This is a genomic window from Streptococcus sp. HMSC074B11, assembly GCF_001808705.1.
Classification (GTDB): domain Bacteria; phylum Bacillota; class Bacilli; order Lactobacillales; family Streptococcaceae; genus Streptococcus.
Map to the genome: position 1 here is coordinate 16,308 of NZ_KV794225.1, position 15,170 is coordinate 31,477.

Below are 15,170 nucleotides of genomic sequence, written 5' to 3' on the forward strand. Positions count from 1 at the left end.
CTAGTGCTATTATACCATATTTCACTCGTTTCCAAAAAAGTCCAAGTAGCAACTTTCTTCCCGATTTTACTAGGTTATTTACCAAGTTTGTGGTACAATAGGTAGAAACAATATTTTACAAAGGAGAAAAGACACATGCACATTTTTGATGAGCTAAAAGAGCGTGGTTTGATTTTTCAAACGACTGATGAGGAAGCTTTGCGTAAAGCCCTAGAAGAAGGTCAAGTTTCTTATTATACTGGCTACGATCCAACTGCTGACAGCCTTCACCTAGGCCACCTTGTCGCAATCTTGACAAGTCGTCGCCTGCAACTAGCAGGTCACAAACCTTATGCGCTCGTTGGCGGTGCTACAGGTCTCATCGGAGATCCGTCCTTCAAAGATGCTGAGCGTAGTCTCCAAACAAAAGACACAGTAGATGGCTGGGTCAAGTCTATCCAAGGACAACTTTCTCGCTTTCTTGACTTTGAAAATGGGGAAAATAAAGCTGTCATGGTCAACAACTACGACTGGTTTGGCAGCATCAGCTTCATTGATTTCCTCCGTGATATCGGAAAATACTTCACTGTCAACTACATGATGAGCAAGGAGTCTGTTAAAAAACGGATTGAAACAGGGATTTCTTACACAGAATTTGCCTACCAAATCATGCAAGGGTACGACTTTTTCGTCCTTAACCAAGAGCACAATGTAACCCTCCAAATCGGTGGATCTGACCAATGGGGAAATATGACAGCTGGTACAGAATTGCTTCGTCGTAAGGCTGACAAGACTGGTCACGTAATAACTGTTCCACTCATCACAGACGCAACTGGTAAGAAATTTGGTAAATCTGAAGGGAACGCTGTTTGGCTTAACCCTGAAAAGACTTCTCCATACGAAATGTACCAATTCTGGATGAATGTTATGGACGCTGACGCTGTTCGCTTCTTGAAAATCTTTACTTTCTTGTCACTTGATGAGATTGAAGACATCCGCAAACAATTTGAAGCAGCTCCACACGAACGCTTGGCTCAAAAAGTCCTCGCTCGTGAAGTCGTAACACTTGTTCACGGAGAAGAAGCTTACAAAGAAGCTCTTAACATCACTGAACAACTCTTTGCTGGAAATATCAAAAACCTTTCTGTCAAAGAACTCAAACAAGGACTTCGTGGTGTACCAAACTACCAAGTACAAGCAGACGAAAATCACAACATCGTTGAACTTCTCGTATCTTCTGGCGTGGTTAACTCAAAACGCCAAGCCCGTGAAGACGTACAAAACGGAGCCATCTACGTCAACGGCGACCGCATCCAAGACCTTGACTATGTCTTGAGCGATAGCGATAAATTAGAAAATGAATTGACCGTTATCCGTCGCGGTAAGAAAAAATATTTTGTATTGACTTACTAAATTGTTCAACATTTACCTATAAACAAAGGAGTTAACCTCGATAAAGGTAACTCCTTTTTGCTGTGAATAGTCCCCACCTATCCCTTAATAGACAGGCTACGCAGTACAATGCGTAAGGTTGTTAGATTATGTAAGATAGAAAGATTTGAAGGGCTGAGCCAGTTAAACAAGCCAAAGCCAATCAAACTACTATTTACGACAACGGTATCTTGAATATTCTTCTTGATGAGTGTTTGCAAAGATGATGATAGCGAATCCAACTCTTGGAAGAAATCCAAGCGATTATCTAACAATAAGATATCACTCATCTGCTTAGAAATATCTGCACTCTCATTCATCACCACACCGATATCTGATAGGGTTAGAGCCGCTGAGTCATTCAATCCATCTCCAACCATCAAAATAGTGTGACCTGCTTTCTGCAGTTCCTCTACTAACTCAAATTTCCCATCAGGTTTCAAGTCTGTATAGACCTGATCAAAGGGCAAATCTTTGACTAATTCCTCTGTCCTAACCAGGGTGTCCCCTGTTGCCAGAATCAATTTTTTCCCTTGTGCCTTAAGTTTCTCCAAGGCTGCTTTTGCTTCTTTTCTCAAAGGAGTATGAATACAGAACATTCCAATCAATTCATTCTGGTAGGCTAAGAATAAGAGATTGTAGTGACTCTTGTACTCTTCAATTAAAGCATTTTGTTCTGAACTGATATGAATCTGCTCATCCTGCATCAAGACATAATTCCCAATAAGAACTGGTTGGCCATCTATATGAGATTTGATCCCCTTACTTGCGATATATTGGAGTTTCCCATGCATTTCCTCATGTTCAATTCCCTCTATCTCGGCTTGCTTGACGATGGCATTAGCAATAGGATGATAAATGTGTTCCTCAAGACAGGCACTGATTCTGAGAATATCTTCCTCACTATTGTCTCCAAAAGGTAACACCTTTTCAACTATCGGATAGCTAGTTGTGATTGTTCCCGTCTTATCAAATAAGAAAGTATCAACTTCCAGATATTTCTCCAGAACAGCCCCATCCTTAATCACCATTTCACGGTTCAACCCCTCCTTGATAGCTGTCAAATAAGCTACAGGAGTAGAGATTTTCAAAGCGCAGGAGAAATCGACCAATAGGAAAGAAATAGCCTTAGAAAAAGAACCTGTTAATAGGTAAGTCAGACCAGCCCCCAAGAAATTATATTTGACGACCTTATCCGCCATTTTGATGAAATAGCGTTGTTTCGTTTTCTTGTTTTCTTCAGATTTCTTCATCAACTCAATCAGTTGTAAAATCCGGCTGTTCATCTGATTATCGGTTACACGAATGCGTAACTCTCCAGTTTCTAATACTGTATTTGCACAAACCAAATCAGACTCTCTTTTTTCAACTGGAAAACTCTCTCCCGTCAAGGAACTTTCGTTGACCATACCTAAACCTGAAACTACTTGTCCATCAAACAGAATTTCATTTCCTTGAGATAATACCAAGACATCTCCTATTTGAACATTGGAACTCTTGATACTAACGACCGTATCACCCTGTACTAGGAATACATCGCTCTCTTTTGCAAGAAGACTCTGTTCTAAATCTGTTGCAGTTTTTTTCAAGGACCACTGATCTAAATGATTCCCCAAATCAAGCATAAACATAATATTGCTAGCTGTCTTGGATTGGTTCATAAACAAGGACAATAAAATCGCCGAACAGTCCAAGACCTCCATCGTTAGTTCCTTACGCGCTAGTGTTTGATAGGCTTCTCTAATATAACCCAAAGCCTGATAACAAGTCCATATATAGCGAATAGGATACGGCACAAAACTACGAAAAAGTACACGCTTAATCGCTGCACCTGAAACAATAGAATAAGCACTCTCTTCTCTACGAATGGGAAGAGTCATCAACTCAGAAACTTTCCCTTTATCAATTCTTTTTAAAAAGGCTTCTGCATTATCTAATACAGAAAAGCCTTCTTTTATGCGTAGAGTAAAGTGCTGTTGATCCATGTAAAACTGGATAGACTCAATCCCCTTTTCATCTCTCGCCAAGGAACGAAGATAGTCTTGAATATCCAAGGTGAGTGAAAAAGAAGATGATAGTCGGATATGTTGGTATCCTCTATGTAGCACTTTAAAAGACATATTATTCTCCTATAAGGCTATCTAATTGCTCTTCTTTTTTCTCTTGCTCGTACAAATATTTGGCATCTTGCAAGACATCGTCTCCATGTTGTTTCACAACAGAAACAGATGCATCTAGCCCGTCTTTCAACTTGTAAGCCTTAGCCAAAGCTTTAGAATAACCTTTTTTAGCTTCCTTACTTGCTAAGATTTTCAAACCAAGGGTACCAAATGCGACACCACCCAAAAAGAGTGATGATTTTTTCGCAACTTTTGCAACGGTTAGTACTTCTTTTAACATACTTATTTCCTCCTTATCATTATTATATAGCAATTTAGATATAAAAGCAATTTCATTCTATAAATTGGAGAATTAGTTTTATTTCTACTGAATCTCCCATTTACTTATTCCTAAAGTTGCTTTCATTTGCCTCTTTTGATACACTTAAACTATGAATACAAACCTCAAACCCAAACTCCAGCGCTTTGCTTCTGCTAGTGCCTTTGCCTGCCCTATCTGCCAAGAAAATCTGACCTTGGTAGAGTCTAGTCTTAAATGTGAGAATCGGCATTCTTTTGACCTAGCAAAATTCGGCTATGTCAATCTTGCCCCTCAAATCAAACAATCCGCCAACTACGATAAAGAAAACTTTCAAAATCGCCAGCAAATCCTAGAAGCTGGCTTTTACCAAACTATTCTAGATGCCATCTCTGATTTAATTGCAAGTTCAAAAACTGCCAAAACAATTTTAGATATCGGCTGTGGCGAAGGCTTCTACTCTCGCAAACTTCAGGAAGTGCACCCTGACAAGATCTTCTATGCCTTTGATATTTCAAAAGATTCGGTCCAAATCGCTGCCAAGAGCGAACCTAACTGGGCAGTCAATTGGTTTGTTGGTGACTTAGCTCGCCTTCCTATAAAAGACGCCAGCATGGATATCCTACTTGATATCTTCTCACCTGCCAACTACGGAGAATTCCGACGAGTCTTATCAAAGGACGGCATCTTAATCAAGGTCATTCCTACTGAAAACCACATCAAGGAAATCCGTCAAATGGTACAGGACCAGCTGACAAAGAAGGATTATTCTAATCAAGATATTAAGGAACACTTCCAAGAACACTTCAGCATCCAATCAAGTCAGGTTGCTTCCTTGACCAAGTCTATCACCGTAGAGAAACGCCAAGCCTTGCTCAGCATGACGCCCCTGCTTTTTCATGTCGACCAGAGCAAGATTGATTGGAGCCAGTTAACTGAGATTACTATCGAAGCAGAGATTCTAGTCGGAAAAGCCCTGTAAACTAGTTTATGAGATAAAACCAAGCCCGCACCTCTTCTTGAGATGCGGGTTTAAAACACGATTTTTCACTGTCTTTCCGAAAAGTATAAAAAATTTTGACCTCTCCATTTATTTTCGATTTGAAATGACAAATTTATCAATAAATAGCAAGTGATATAAGGCAAGTGATGCCCCATAACAACATCCATGAAAAGAGATTTCTTGATGAGTCAGTGGAAACGAAGAACTATTACCCATATAAAGGCATGACCAAATTACAAGAAGAATCCAAAATAAATCAGTCCATTTATATTTTGAAAAATATTTTTTCCACATAAGAACACCTTCTTTCTTTACTATAATACTATTATAATACTGTTTGTAAACGAATACAAGAAATTTGAGGTAACAGCTAAGAAGAACCTTAGGCTTAAAGGTAGTACAACCAACCTTCTTAGTGTTCTCTAGGTCTGATTTTTAAATCTAGAGATTATTGACAAATTATTTTTTTTTGAGACCAGTCAACCTCAAATCCATAACATTCAAAAAAAGCGAATTTCAATTGAAACTCGCTTTTTTGCTAGATAGTGTAATAACTATTAAATTTTATATCTTAGTTCAAGTGCCAGATATCTTCATTATACTGAGCGATTGTACGGTCAGATGAGAAGAATCCTGCTTTAGAAATGTTAACGATAACTTTATCCAACCATGCGTCACGGTCTTCGTAGTCAGCAAGCATTTGCTCTTTCACTTTGATGTAATCTTCCAAGTCAAGAAGAGTCATGAACCAGTCTTTGTTGATTAATTCGTTATAAAGACGTTCCAAGCGTTCAATCTTACCAACTGCAAGAACAGCGTCGCTCACGATAAAGTCAACCAATGGTTTGATCGCTTTACGAGCGTAGAATTCGCTTGATTTGTATGCTGCTTTCGCGTAAAGGTCGATAACAGTTTCTGAATCTTCACCGAAGATGTAGATGTTTTCGTCGCCAACCAACTCAGCGATTTCCACGTTAGCACCGTCCATAGTACCAAGAGTCAAAGCTCCGTTCAACATGAATTTCATGTTACCAGTACCTGAAGCTTCTTTAGAAGCAAGTGAGATTTGTTCTGAGATGTCACATGCTGGGATCAAGAAGCTTGCTGCAGTAACGTTGTAGTTTTCAACCATAACCACTTGCAAGTGTGGTGCTACTTCTGGATCGTTGGCAATTACTTCTGACAAGCAAAGGATCAAGTGGATGATGTCTTGAGCGATTGTGTAGGCAGGAGCTGCTTTACCACCAAAGAATACTGTGATTGGACGAGCAGGGATGTTACCAGCCTTGATGTCAAGATATTTGTGGATCACATACAAAGCGTTCATTTGTTGACGTTTGTACTCGTGAAGACGTTTGATCTGGATATCAAAGATAGAGTTTGTATTGATTTCCACACCTTGGTGTTCTTTCAAGTGACGAGCCAATTTACGTTTGTTGTGAGCTTTGATGCTTTCCAATTTTTCTTTGACAGCAGCTTTGTCTTCGTATGAAAGAAGGTCTTCCAATTTAGAAGCTTCATGGTGCCATTCGCGTCCAAGGATTTCATCCAAGTAGTGAGACAAGCTTGGGTTAGCATGCATGAGCCAACGACGGAAAGTAATACCGTTTGTTTTGTTGTTGAATTTTTCTGGGTAAAGATCGTAGAAAGCTTTCAACTCAGAGTTCTTCAAAATTTCTGTGTGAAGAGCGGCAACTCCGTTTACGCTGTATCCATAGTGGATATCCATATGGGCCATGTGTACACGATCGTTTTCATCAATGATTTGAACAGCTGGATCTTTGTATTCTGCTTTAACACGGCGGTCCAATTCTTTGATGATTGGTACCAAGTGAGGAACCACTTCTTCCAAGAATTCAAGAGGCCATTTTTCAAGGGCTTCAGCAAGGATTGTGTGGTTTGTGTAGGCAGTCATGCTACGAACGATAGAGATTGCTTCATCAAGTTCGATACCACGTTCAGTCAAAAGACGGATCAATTCAGGGATAACCATTGATGGGTGAGTATCGTTGATTTGTACAACTGCATAGTCAGCAAGGTCATGCAAGTTGCTTCCTTTTTCGATTGCTTCATCGATGATCAATTGCGCACCGTTTGAAACCATGAAGTATTGTTGGAAGATACGGAGCAATTCACCTTGTTTATCGCTATCGTCTGGGTAAAGGAAAAGAGTCAAGTTGTGAGCGATATCTGTCTTGTCAAAGTTGATACCATCTTGGATGATTGAAGAATCAACTGAATCCAAGTCGAACAAACGCAAACGGTTTTTAGTAGCTGTTTTGTATCCAGGTACATCGATATCGTAAAGAGTAGATGTCAATGTGAAGTGTGCAAATGGTACTTGGTAGCTACGGCTTGAGCGAACCAACCAGTTTTGGTCAGTCAACCAAGCGTTAGGAATCGTTTCTTGTTGGTTGTTTTTAAGGACTTGTTGGAACAAACCGAAGTGGTAGTTCAAACCAACACCGTCACCATTCAAACCAAGTGTAGCGATTGAGTCGATAAAGCAGGCTGCCAAACGTCCCAAACCACCGTTACCAAGTGATGGTTCCAATTCTACTTCTTCAATTTCGATCAACTCTTTACCTGCGTCAGCAAGTTCTTTCTTAACTTCGTCATAAAGACCAAGGTTAATCAAGTTGTTTGACAAGAGTTTACCAATCAAGAACTCAGCTGAGATGTAGTAAACTTTTTTCTTACCAGTGTTCACTGGTTTTTGGCTGCTAGCAAGTTTGCTGTAGTTAAGAAGAGCAAGGTAAAGCTCCTCATTGCTACATTCTGCGATAGATTTATTGTAACGATTTTGTACAAATTCTTTTAATGGTAACATTTTTATGTCTCCTGATAATGTCTTATTTCTTTAATTCTACCAAATTTTCATTGATACGGCGATAAATTGTAGTCAAGTCAAGCAAAGTTTCTTCGACAGCAGGAGTCAATTGTTCCTCTGTCATACGCCATGACCAGTTTCCACCAAGAGTAGATGGGAAGTTCATACGAGCTGAACCATCCAACTCTAGCAAATCTTGCATAGTTGCAATCGTCATGAAACTTACTGATGCGAAGGCTGTACGAAGCATAGCATGCACCACTGTTTCGTACTCTTTACGGTTTGTGTAGCGTGCCATGTACTCACGAGTTGGATCATCAATCTCATCACGGTACCAACCAAGAACAGTGTTGTTATCATGTGTTCCTGTGTACATAACAGAGTTAGCTGGTGCCAAGTGTGGGCTGTCGATACTTTCGTCTTCTGGATTGAAGGCAAATTGAAGGACCTTCATTCCTGGGAATCCAGTGCGCTCACGAAGCTCGATGACTTCATCAGTCATGAAACCAAGGTCTTCAGCGATGATGTTCAAGTCACCAAGTTCTTCTTTAACCGCTGCAAAGAGTTTGTAGTCAGGTCCTTTCACCCATTTACCAGGTGCCGCTGTTTCAGAACCAGCTGGGATTTCCCAATACGACTCAAATCCACGGAAGTGGTCGATACGCACGATATCGTAGATTTTAAAGCTTTCACGCAAGCGTTCAATCCACCATTTGTAACCATCGCGATCCATTGCTTCCCAGTCATAGATTGGGTTACCCCAAAGCTGACCAGTAGCAGAGAATTCATCTGGTGGGCATCCTGCGATGCAAGTTGCTTTCCCGTTTTCATCTGTTTTAAAGAGATGCGGATTAGCCCACATATCGCTTGAATCTTCCGCTACATAGATTGGCATATCACCGACAATCTCGATGTGGTTTTCGTTAGCGTATGCTTTCAATTTCAACCATTGTTGGAAGAAAAGGTATTGGGTTACGCGGTGGTAAACAAGCTTGTCAGCTAATTTCTCACGGTAGCTTTCAAGAGTTGAAGCTTTACGAGCACGAGCATCTGCATCTGGCCACTCTGTCCAAGCCAAGTTATCAAAATGCTCTTTAATAGCCATATACTCTGCAAAAAGTTCAAGCCATGATTGGTTGTCTTGAGCAAATCTTTCGAAGTCTTTCACATCTCCAACTTCAAGGAAACGTTTGACTGCTTTTTCTAGAAGGGGACGACGTGCATAGTAAATTTTAGCGTAGTCGACTTCAGTTGGGTTGCTACCGAAGTCTACTCCCTCAAGATCACCTGCTTCTAATAAGCCTTGCTCTACCAAAATATCCAGATCGATAAAATGAGTGTTTCCAGCAAAGGCTGAGAAAGATTGATAAGGAGAATCTCCGTAGCTGGTTGTTCCTAAAGGAAGGATTTGCCAGTAACGTTGCTTTGTACGAACCAAGAAGTCAACGAAATCATAGGCGCTTTGACCAAATGATCCGATTCCGTAAGCTCCTGGAAGTGATGAGATGTGCATCAACACACCACTTTGACGTTTCTTCATAATAGCACCTCAAGTGTTTTTTTAATTAATTGTTCAAATTTGTGCGCAAACGTTTGCGCTATGTAAAGTATAACCCATTTCTAAAATAAATGCAAGCGTTTTTAAAAAAACTTTTTATTGTTTAATCTTTCTTGACAAACTTTCAAGTTACTATATTCTTATTTTTAATACCCTTTTAATCACCATCCTAATCATGCAATCGTTTCCCTTCAATTATTTTTGAATCGAAATTTACACGATTACATCTTTCTCTTCTATTATACAAACAATTTTAGGAATTAGCCAGTAACAAGCTTTTTAATTTTTTTTCAAAAAAATACTTGCAACCGTTTTCTGTTTGTGCTATACTAAGGTCATAAGGGAAAACGTTTGCGTTCCCTAGACTATAAAATTTGTTATTCTTTAGGAGGAATACACTATGTCAACTAAATTCATGAAGAGCGCAGCTGTACTTGGTACTGCTACTCTTGCTAGCTTGCTTTTGGTAGCTTGCGGAAGCAAAACTGCTGATAAAGCGGCTGATTCTGGTTCATCTGAAGGTAAAGAACTTACTTTATACGTTGAAGACCAATATAAAGCATTTGCTGAATCAGCTGCACAAGCTTACGAAAAAGAAGCTGGAGTAAAAGTTACTATCAAAACAGGAGACCAAATGGGTGGTCTCGATAACCTTTCTCTAGATAACCAATCTGGTAAAGCTGCTGACGTTATGATGGCACCATACGACCGAGTAGGTAGCCTTGGTAAAGACGGACAACTTTCAGAAGTGAAATTGAGCGACGGTGCTAAAACAGATGATAAAACTAAATCTCTTGTAACAGCTGCTGACGGTAAAGTTTACGGTGCTCCTGCTGTTATCGAGTCACTTGTTTTGTACTATAATAAAGACTTGATTAAAGAAGCTCCAAAAACTTTTGCTGACTTGGAAAACCTTGCTAAAGATAGCAAATATGCCTTCGCTGGTGAAGATGGTAAAACAACTGCCTTCCTTGCTGACTGGACAAACTTCTACTATGCATACGGACTTCTTGCTGGTAACGGCGCTTACGTATTTGGTGACAACGGTAAAGATCCTAAAGATATCGGACTTGCAAACGAAGGAGCTATCACTGCTATCAACTACGCTAAAACTTGGTACGAAAAATGGCCTAAAGGTATGCAAGATACGGAAGGAGCTCCAAACCTAATCCAAACTCAATTCCAAGAAGGTAAAACAGCTGCTATCATTGATGGTCCTTGGAAAGCTCAGGCCTTCAAAGATGCTAAAGTAAACTACAGTGTTGCGACTATCCCAACTCTTCCAAACGGTAAAAACTATGAAACATTCGGTGGTGGTAAAGCTTGGATCATCCCATCAAGTACTAAGAACCTTGAAGCTGCTCAAAAATTTGTAGACTTCCTTGTTTCAACTGAAGAACAAAAAGCCTTCTATGATAAAACTAACGAAATCCCAGCTAACATTGAGGCTCGTTCATATGCTGAAGGTAAAAACGATGAGTTGACAACAGCTGTTATCAAACAGTTCCAAAACGCTCAACCAATGCCAAACATCCCTCAAATGTCAGCTGTTTGGGACCCAGCTAAAACAATGCTATTTGAAGCTGTAAGTGGTAAGAAAGATGCTAAAACAGCTGCTAATGATGCTGTAACATTGATCAAAGAAACAATCCAACAAAAATTTGGTAACTAATTGATTGCTTCAAGGGAGATAATTCAAACATCTCCCTTGATTTTTAGATACACTGACAATGTTTTCAGTAGTTTTACTGATTAGCATCGAGCTCAACGCTCGTATCTTATGAAAGGAGCACTCATGGAACAACAACCAAAAAAAGCAGCCTTGCTTTCATTGATTCCTGGGTTGGGGCAAATCTATAATAAACAAAAAGCTAAAGGTTTTATCTTCCTTGCTGTAACAGTAGTTTTTGTCCTCTATTTTATAGCACTTGCAGCACCTGAATTGAGCAACTTGATCACACTTGGGGAAAAACCTGGCCGTGACAACTCTCTCTTCATGTTGATTCGTGGTGCATTTCACTCTATTTTTGTAATTGTTTATCTAGCCTTTTATATTCTCAATATTAAAGACGCTCACACTATTGCAAAACGTATCAATAATGGCATCCCTGTCCCATTGACACTTAAGGATATGATTAAAGGTATCTATGAAAATGGATTCCCATACTTACTCATTATCCCATCTTACGTTGCCATGACATTTGCCATTATCTTCCCGGTTATTGTAACCTTGATGATTGCCTTTACTAACTACGATTTCCAACACTTACCACCAAACAAATTGTTAGACTGGGTTGGTTTGACTAACTTCACAAATATCTGGAGCTTGAGTACCTTCCGTTCAGCCTTCGGTTCTGTTCTTTCTTGGACTATTATCTGGGCTTTGTCTGCATCAACTTTACAGATTGTAATCGGTATCTTCACAGCTATTATTGCCAACCAACCATTCATCAAGGGGAAACGTATCTTTGGTGTTATCTTCCTTCTGCCTTGGGCGGTTCCAGCCTTCATCACTATCTTGACATTCTCAAACATGTTCAACGATAGTGTTGGTGCTATCAATACCCAAGTTTTGCCACTTTTTGCTAAGATTCTTCCATTCCTTGACGGGGCACTCATCCCTTGGAAAACAGACCCTACTTGGACTAAGGTTGCCTTGATTATGATGCAAGGTTGGCTTGGATTCCCTTATATCTATGTCCTTACTCTCGGTATCCTACAGTCTATTCCAAACGACTTGTATGAAGCAGCTTATATCGACGGTGCAAACGCTTGGCAAAAATTCCGCAACATCACTTTCCCAATGATCTTGGCTGTTGCGGCACCTACTTTGATCAGCCAATACACCTTCAACTTCAACAACTTCTCTATCATGTACCTCTTCAATGGCGGTGGTCCTGGTAGTGTCGGTGGTGGAGCTGGTTCAACCGATATCTTGATCTCATGGATCTACCGTTTGACAACGGGTACATCTCCTCAATACTCTATGGCGGCAGCTGTTACCTTGATTATCTCTATCATTGTCATCTCAATCTCTATGATTGCATTCAAGAAACTACACGCATTTGATATGGAGGACGTCTAAGATGAATAACTCAATCAAACTCAAACGTAGACTGACTCAAACCCTTACTTACCTCTACTTGATTGGCCTTTCAATCGTGATTATCTATCCACTGTTGATTACTATCATGTCAGCCTTCAAGGCAGGTAACGTCGCAGCCTTTAAACTCGATACTAACATCGACTTCAATTTTGATAACTTCAAAGGGCTCTTTACAGAAACCTTGTACGGTACATGGTACCTCAACACTTTGATCATCGCTTTGATCACTATGGTTGTACAAACAAGTATTATCGTACTTGCTGGTTATGCCTATAGCCGTTACAACTTCTTGGCTCGTAAACAAAGTTTGGTCTTCTTCTTGATTATCCAAATGGTGCCTACAATGGCTGCTTTGACTGCCTTCTTCGTTATGGCCCTCATGTTGAATGCCCTTAACCATAGCTGGTTCCTCATCTTCCTCTACGTTGGTGGAGGTATCCCTATGAATGCTTGGTTGATGAAAGGTTACTTTGACACCGTGCCAATGTCTCTTGATGAGTCTGCAAAACTTGATGGTGCAGGACATTTCCGCCGCTTCTGGCAAATCGTTCTCCCTCTTGTTCGTCCAATGGTTGCTGTACAAGCACTCTGGGCCTTCATGGGACCTTTCGGAGACTATATCCTCTCTAGTTTCTTGCTTCGTGAAAAAGAATACTTTACAGTTGCCGTTGGTCTACAGACCTTCGTTAGCAATGTGAAGAACATGAAGATTGCCTACTTCTCAGCAGGTGCTATCCTCATCGCCCTTCCAATCTGTACACTTTTCTTCTTCTTGCAAAAGAACTTCGTTTCAGGACTTACAAGCGGTGGCGACAAGGGGTAATATACCCCCCCGCCACCCTTTTTCATTTTTGACCTTGTACATCGATTGTCTGGTGAGAAACAAGAGCTTGCTGAGATTACCTTGTTAGTTAGTGGACGAATCATAACAAACATTCACTTTTACCAAGGATTCTACTATCCCCGCTTGAAATAAAAAACATTTCTCTATATAATACTCGTATAGAAAAGTGCCTATAGAAAGAGATTTATGTTACCATATCCATTTTCTTATTTTAATAGTATTTGGGGATTTCGTAAGCCCCTATCTCAACGTTTTGGTCTCAACTGGTTTCAACTGATTTTTACCAGTATTTTCCTGATTAGCTTGTCTATGGTCCCTATTGCCATCCAGAACAGTTCTCAGGAAACTTATCCTTTAGAAACTTTCATCGATGATGTCTACACTCCTTTGACGGATAGTGTGGTTCAGGATTTGGTTGCCAATGCAAAGATTGTAGATGGTAAGTTGAGCTATACAGGTTCATCTCCTCATCAAGCTTCTATCCAAATCGGAGACGCTTCTAGTTCAAACTTCCCTGAAGAATTACTTCTGAACTTTGAACCTGAGAAACTCATCATCAGCAAGCAAGGAAAAGAATTGACCAGCATTCGCTATCACGCGATAACGACTGAGAGCTTCCAAAGCAAGGAAAGCTTAACACAAGCCATTTCTAAAGACTGGTATCAACAGAATCGCGTCTATATTAGTCTCTTTCTTGTGCTTGGTTCTAGCTTCCTCTTTGGACTTAATTTTTTTATTGTTGCTTTAGGTGCTAGCCTCTTGCTCTACTTCACGAAAAAATCGCGTCTCTTTTCATTTAAAAGCTACAAAGAGTGCTATCATTTCATTTTGAACTGTTTAGGATTACCAACCTTACTTGCCATGATTCTCGGTCTCTTGGGGCAAAACATGGCAACTTTGATTACTGTTCAAAATATTTTATTTGTTCTATACCTGGTCACTATCTTTTACAAAACGCATTTCCGTGATCCAGACTACCATAAGTAGGAGATTATTATGCCTGTTACGATTAAAGACGTGGCCAAGGCTGCAGGGGTCTCACCCTCAACCGTAACCCGTGTTATTCAAAACAAATCAACCATTAGCGATGAAACCAAAAAACGAGTTCGAAAGGCTATGAAGGAACTCAACTACCATCCTAACCTCAATGCCCGAAGCCTGGTTAGTAGTTATACGCAGGTTATCGGCTTGGTTCTTCCAGATGATTCAGACATTTTCTATCAAAATCCTTTCTTCCCTTCTGTCCTTAGAGGGATTGCACAAGTTGCTTCAGAAAATCACTATGCTATCCAGATTGCAACTGGAAAAGACGAAAAAGAGCGCTTAAATGCAATTTCACAGATGGTTTATGGAAAGCGTGTAGACGGTCTTATCTTCTTGTATGCCCAAGAAAATGACCCCTTGGTTAAACTCGTTACTGAAGAACAATTTCCCTTCCTCATCCTTGGGAAATCACTATCACCCTTCATTTCACTTGTTGACAATGATAATATTCAAGCTGGTTTTGATGCGACAGAATACTTCATCAAAAAAGGATGCAGCCGCATTGCTTTCATCGGTGGTACCAAGAAACTCTACGTTACCCAAGATCGTCTAACAGGTTACGAGCAAGCTCTTCAAGAACACAAACTATCTCTTGATAGTCATCGTACCTTTTTCGCTGATGGATTTCTTGAAGAAAAGGGATATAAATTTAGCAAACAACTTTTTGAATACGATCCAAAAACCGATGCTGTTATCACAACAGATAGCCTCTTAGCTGAAGGTGTTTGTAACTACCTCAACGAACATCAGCTGAATGTCCCTGTTCTTAGCTTTGACTCTGTAAATCCAAAATTAAACCTAGCAGCCTATGTCAATATTAATAGTCTGGCTCTCGGACGCACTTCATTTGAGACTATTCTTCAAATCATCAATGATGTCAAAGAAAATCGTCAAATCTGCTATCGTCAAGTCATTGCGCATGAAATCATTGAAAAATAAGAAAAACCAGCTCTAACA

The 15,170-nt window shown here is 40.0% G+C and carries 12 protein-coding genes; 7 read left to right on the top strand and 5 right to left on the bottom strand.

Annotation, left to right across the window (positions count from 1 at the left end):
* Positions 1-135 precede the first annotated feature (135 nt).
* Positions 136-1,392 carry a tyrosine--tRNA ligase gene (gene tyrS, locus HMPREF2619_RS00895; RefSeq protein WP_000546896.1) on the top strand — a complete coding sequence of 419 codons (1,257 nt, stop codon included), beginning with the start codon at positions 136-138 and terminating at the stop codon, positions 1,390-1,392.
* 77 nt (positions 1,393-1,469) lie between these two features.
* On the opposite strand, the gene HMPREF2619_RS00900 is transcribed toward tyrS, so the two are convergent.
* Positions 1,470-3,530, bottom strand: a complete 2,061-nt coding sequence (locus tag HMPREF2619_RS00900; RefSeq protein WP_000008777.1) for a heavy metal translocating P-type ATPase — start codon at positions 3,528-3,530, stop codon at positions 1,470-1,472.
* Position 3,531: 1 nt separating this feature from the next.
* A complete protein-coding gene (locus tag HMPREF2619_RS00905; RefSeq protein ID WP_000910910.1) occupies positions 3,532-3,810 on the bottom strand; it encodes a DUF6110 family protein in 279 nt (92 codons plus the stop codon).
* 151 nt (positions 3,811-3,961) lie between these two features.
* On the opposite strand from HMPREF2619_RS00905, the gene HMPREF2619_RS00910 reads away from it, so the two are divergent.
* On the top strand, positions 3,962-4,810 hold the full coding sequence (locus HMPREF2619_RS00910) for a putative RNA methyltransferase (RefSeq protein WP_001095499.1): 849 nt from the start codon (positions 3,962-3,964) through the stop codon (positions 4,808-4,810).
* A 108-nt stretch (positions 4,811-4,918) separates the two neighbouring features.
* Here the strand turns inward: HMPREF2619_RS00910 and HMPREF2619_RS11730 are convergent, their stop codons facing one another.
* From HMPREF2619_RS11730 to malQ, 3 genes are all read right to left on the bottom strand, one after another.
* A complete protein-coding gene (locus HMPREF2619_RS11730; protein ID WP_033586337.1) occupies positions 4,919-5,125 on the bottom strand; it encodes a hypothetical protein in 207 nt (68 codons plus the stop codon).
* A gap of 277 nt (positions 5,126-5,402) precedes the next feature.
* On the bottom strand, positions 5,403-7,661 hold the full coding sequence (gene glgP / locus HMPREF2619_RS00915) for a glycogen/starch/alpha-glucan family phosphorylase (RefSeq protein ID WP_000937134.1): 2,259 nt from the start codon (positions 7,659-7,661) through the stop codon (positions 5,403-5,405).
* A gap of 22 nt (positions 7,662-7,683) precedes the next feature.
* Complete coding sequence (gene malQ, locus HMPREF2619_RS00920) at positions 7,684-9,201, bottom strand: 4-alpha-glucanotransferase (protein ID WP_070458257.1); 1,518 nt, start codon at positions 9,199-9,201, stop codon at positions 7,684-7,686.
* Between the two features lie 418 nt (positions 9,202-9,619).
* Here malQ and HMPREF2619_RS00925 point away from each other — a divergent pair, with 418 nt between their 5' ends.
* The 5 genes from HMPREF2619_RS00925 (at position 9,620) to HMPREF2619_RS00945 (ending at position 15,152) form a co-directional block, all read left to right on the top strand.
* Positions 9,620-10,891: an extracellular solute-binding protein gene (locus tag HMPREF2619_RS00925; protein ID WP_070458259.1), complete on the top strand. Its 1,272-nt coding sequence runs from the start codon at positions 9,620-9,622 to the stop codon at positions 10,889-10,891.
* A 123-nt stretch (positions 10,892-11,014) separates the two neighbouring features.
* Entirely contained in the window at positions 11,015-12,304 is a 1,290-nt protein-coding gene (locus HMPREF2619_RS00930) for a sugar ABC transporter permease (RefSeq protein ID WP_315940620.1), read from the top strand.
* 1 nt (position 12,305) lies between these two features.
* On the top strand, positions 12,306-13,148 hold the full coding sequence (locus tag HMPREF2619_RS00935) for a sugar ABC transporter permease (RefSeq protein WP_049531176.1): 843 nt from the start codon (positions 12,306-12,308) through the stop codon (positions 13,146-13,148).
* 207 nt (positions 13,149-13,355) lie between these two features.
* Positions 13,356-14,156, top strand: coding sequence for a DUF1189 domain-containing protein (locus HMPREF2619_RS00940; protein ID WP_070458267.1), 801 nt, complete (start codon positions 13,356-13,358; stop codon positions 14,154-14,156).
* Positions 14,157-14,165: 9 nt separating this feature from the next.
* Positions 14,166-15,152: a LacI family DNA-binding transcriptional regulator gene (locus HMPREF2619_RS00945; RefSeq protein ID WP_070458271.1), complete on the top strand. Its 987-nt coding sequence runs from the start codon at positions 14,166-14,168 to the stop codon at positions 15,150-15,152.
* Positions 15,153-15,170: the final 18 nt, after the last annotated feature.

Coding starts and splice junctions, on each gene's coding strand:
- tyrS (WP_000546896.1), top strand. CDS start 136: ATGCACATTTTTGATGAGCTAAAAGAGCGTGGTTTGATTTTTCAAACG.
- HMPREF2619_RS00900 (WP_000008777.1), bottom strand. CDS start 3,530: ATGTCTTTTAAAGTGCTACATAGAGGATACCAACATATCCGACTATCA.
- HMPREF2619_RS00905 (WP_000910910.1), bottom strand. CDS start 3,810: ATGTTAAAAGAAGTACTAACCGTTGCAAAAGTTGCGAAAAAATCATCA.
- HMPREF2619_RS00910 (WP_001095499.1), top strand. CDS start 3,962: ATGAATACAAACCTCAAACCCAAACTCCAGCGCTTTGCTTCTGCTAGT.
- HMPREF2619_RS11730 (WP_033586337.1), bottom strand. CDS start 5,125: ATGTGGAAAAAATATTTTTCAAAATATAAATGGACTGATTTATTTTGG.
- glgP (WP_000937134.1), bottom strand. CDS start 7,661: ATGTTACCATTAAAAGAATTTGTACAAAATCGTTACAATAAATCTATC.
- malQ (WP_070458257.1), bottom strand. CDS start 9,201: ATGAAGAAACGTCAAAGTGGTGTGTTGATGCACATCTCATCACTTCCA.
- HMPREF2619_RS00925 (WP_070458259.1), top strand. CDS start 9,620: ATGTCAACTAAATTCATGAAGAGCGCAGCTGTACTTGGTACTGCTACT.
- HMPREF2619_RS00930 (WP_315940620.1), top strand. CDS start 11,015: ATGGAACAACAACCAAAAAAAGCAGCCTTGCTTTCATTGATTCCTGGG.
- HMPREF2619_RS00935 (WP_049531176.1), top strand. CDS start 12,306: ATGAATAACTCAATCAAACTCAAACGTAGACTGACTCAAACCCTTACT.
- HMPREF2619_RS00940 (WP_070458267.1), top strand. CDS start 13,356: ATGTTACCATATCCATTTTCTTATTTTAATAGTATTTGGGGATTTCGT.
- HMPREF2619_RS00945 (WP_070458271.1), top strand. CDS start 14,166: ATGCCTGTTACGATTAAAGACGTGGCCAAGGCTGCAGGGGTCTCACCC.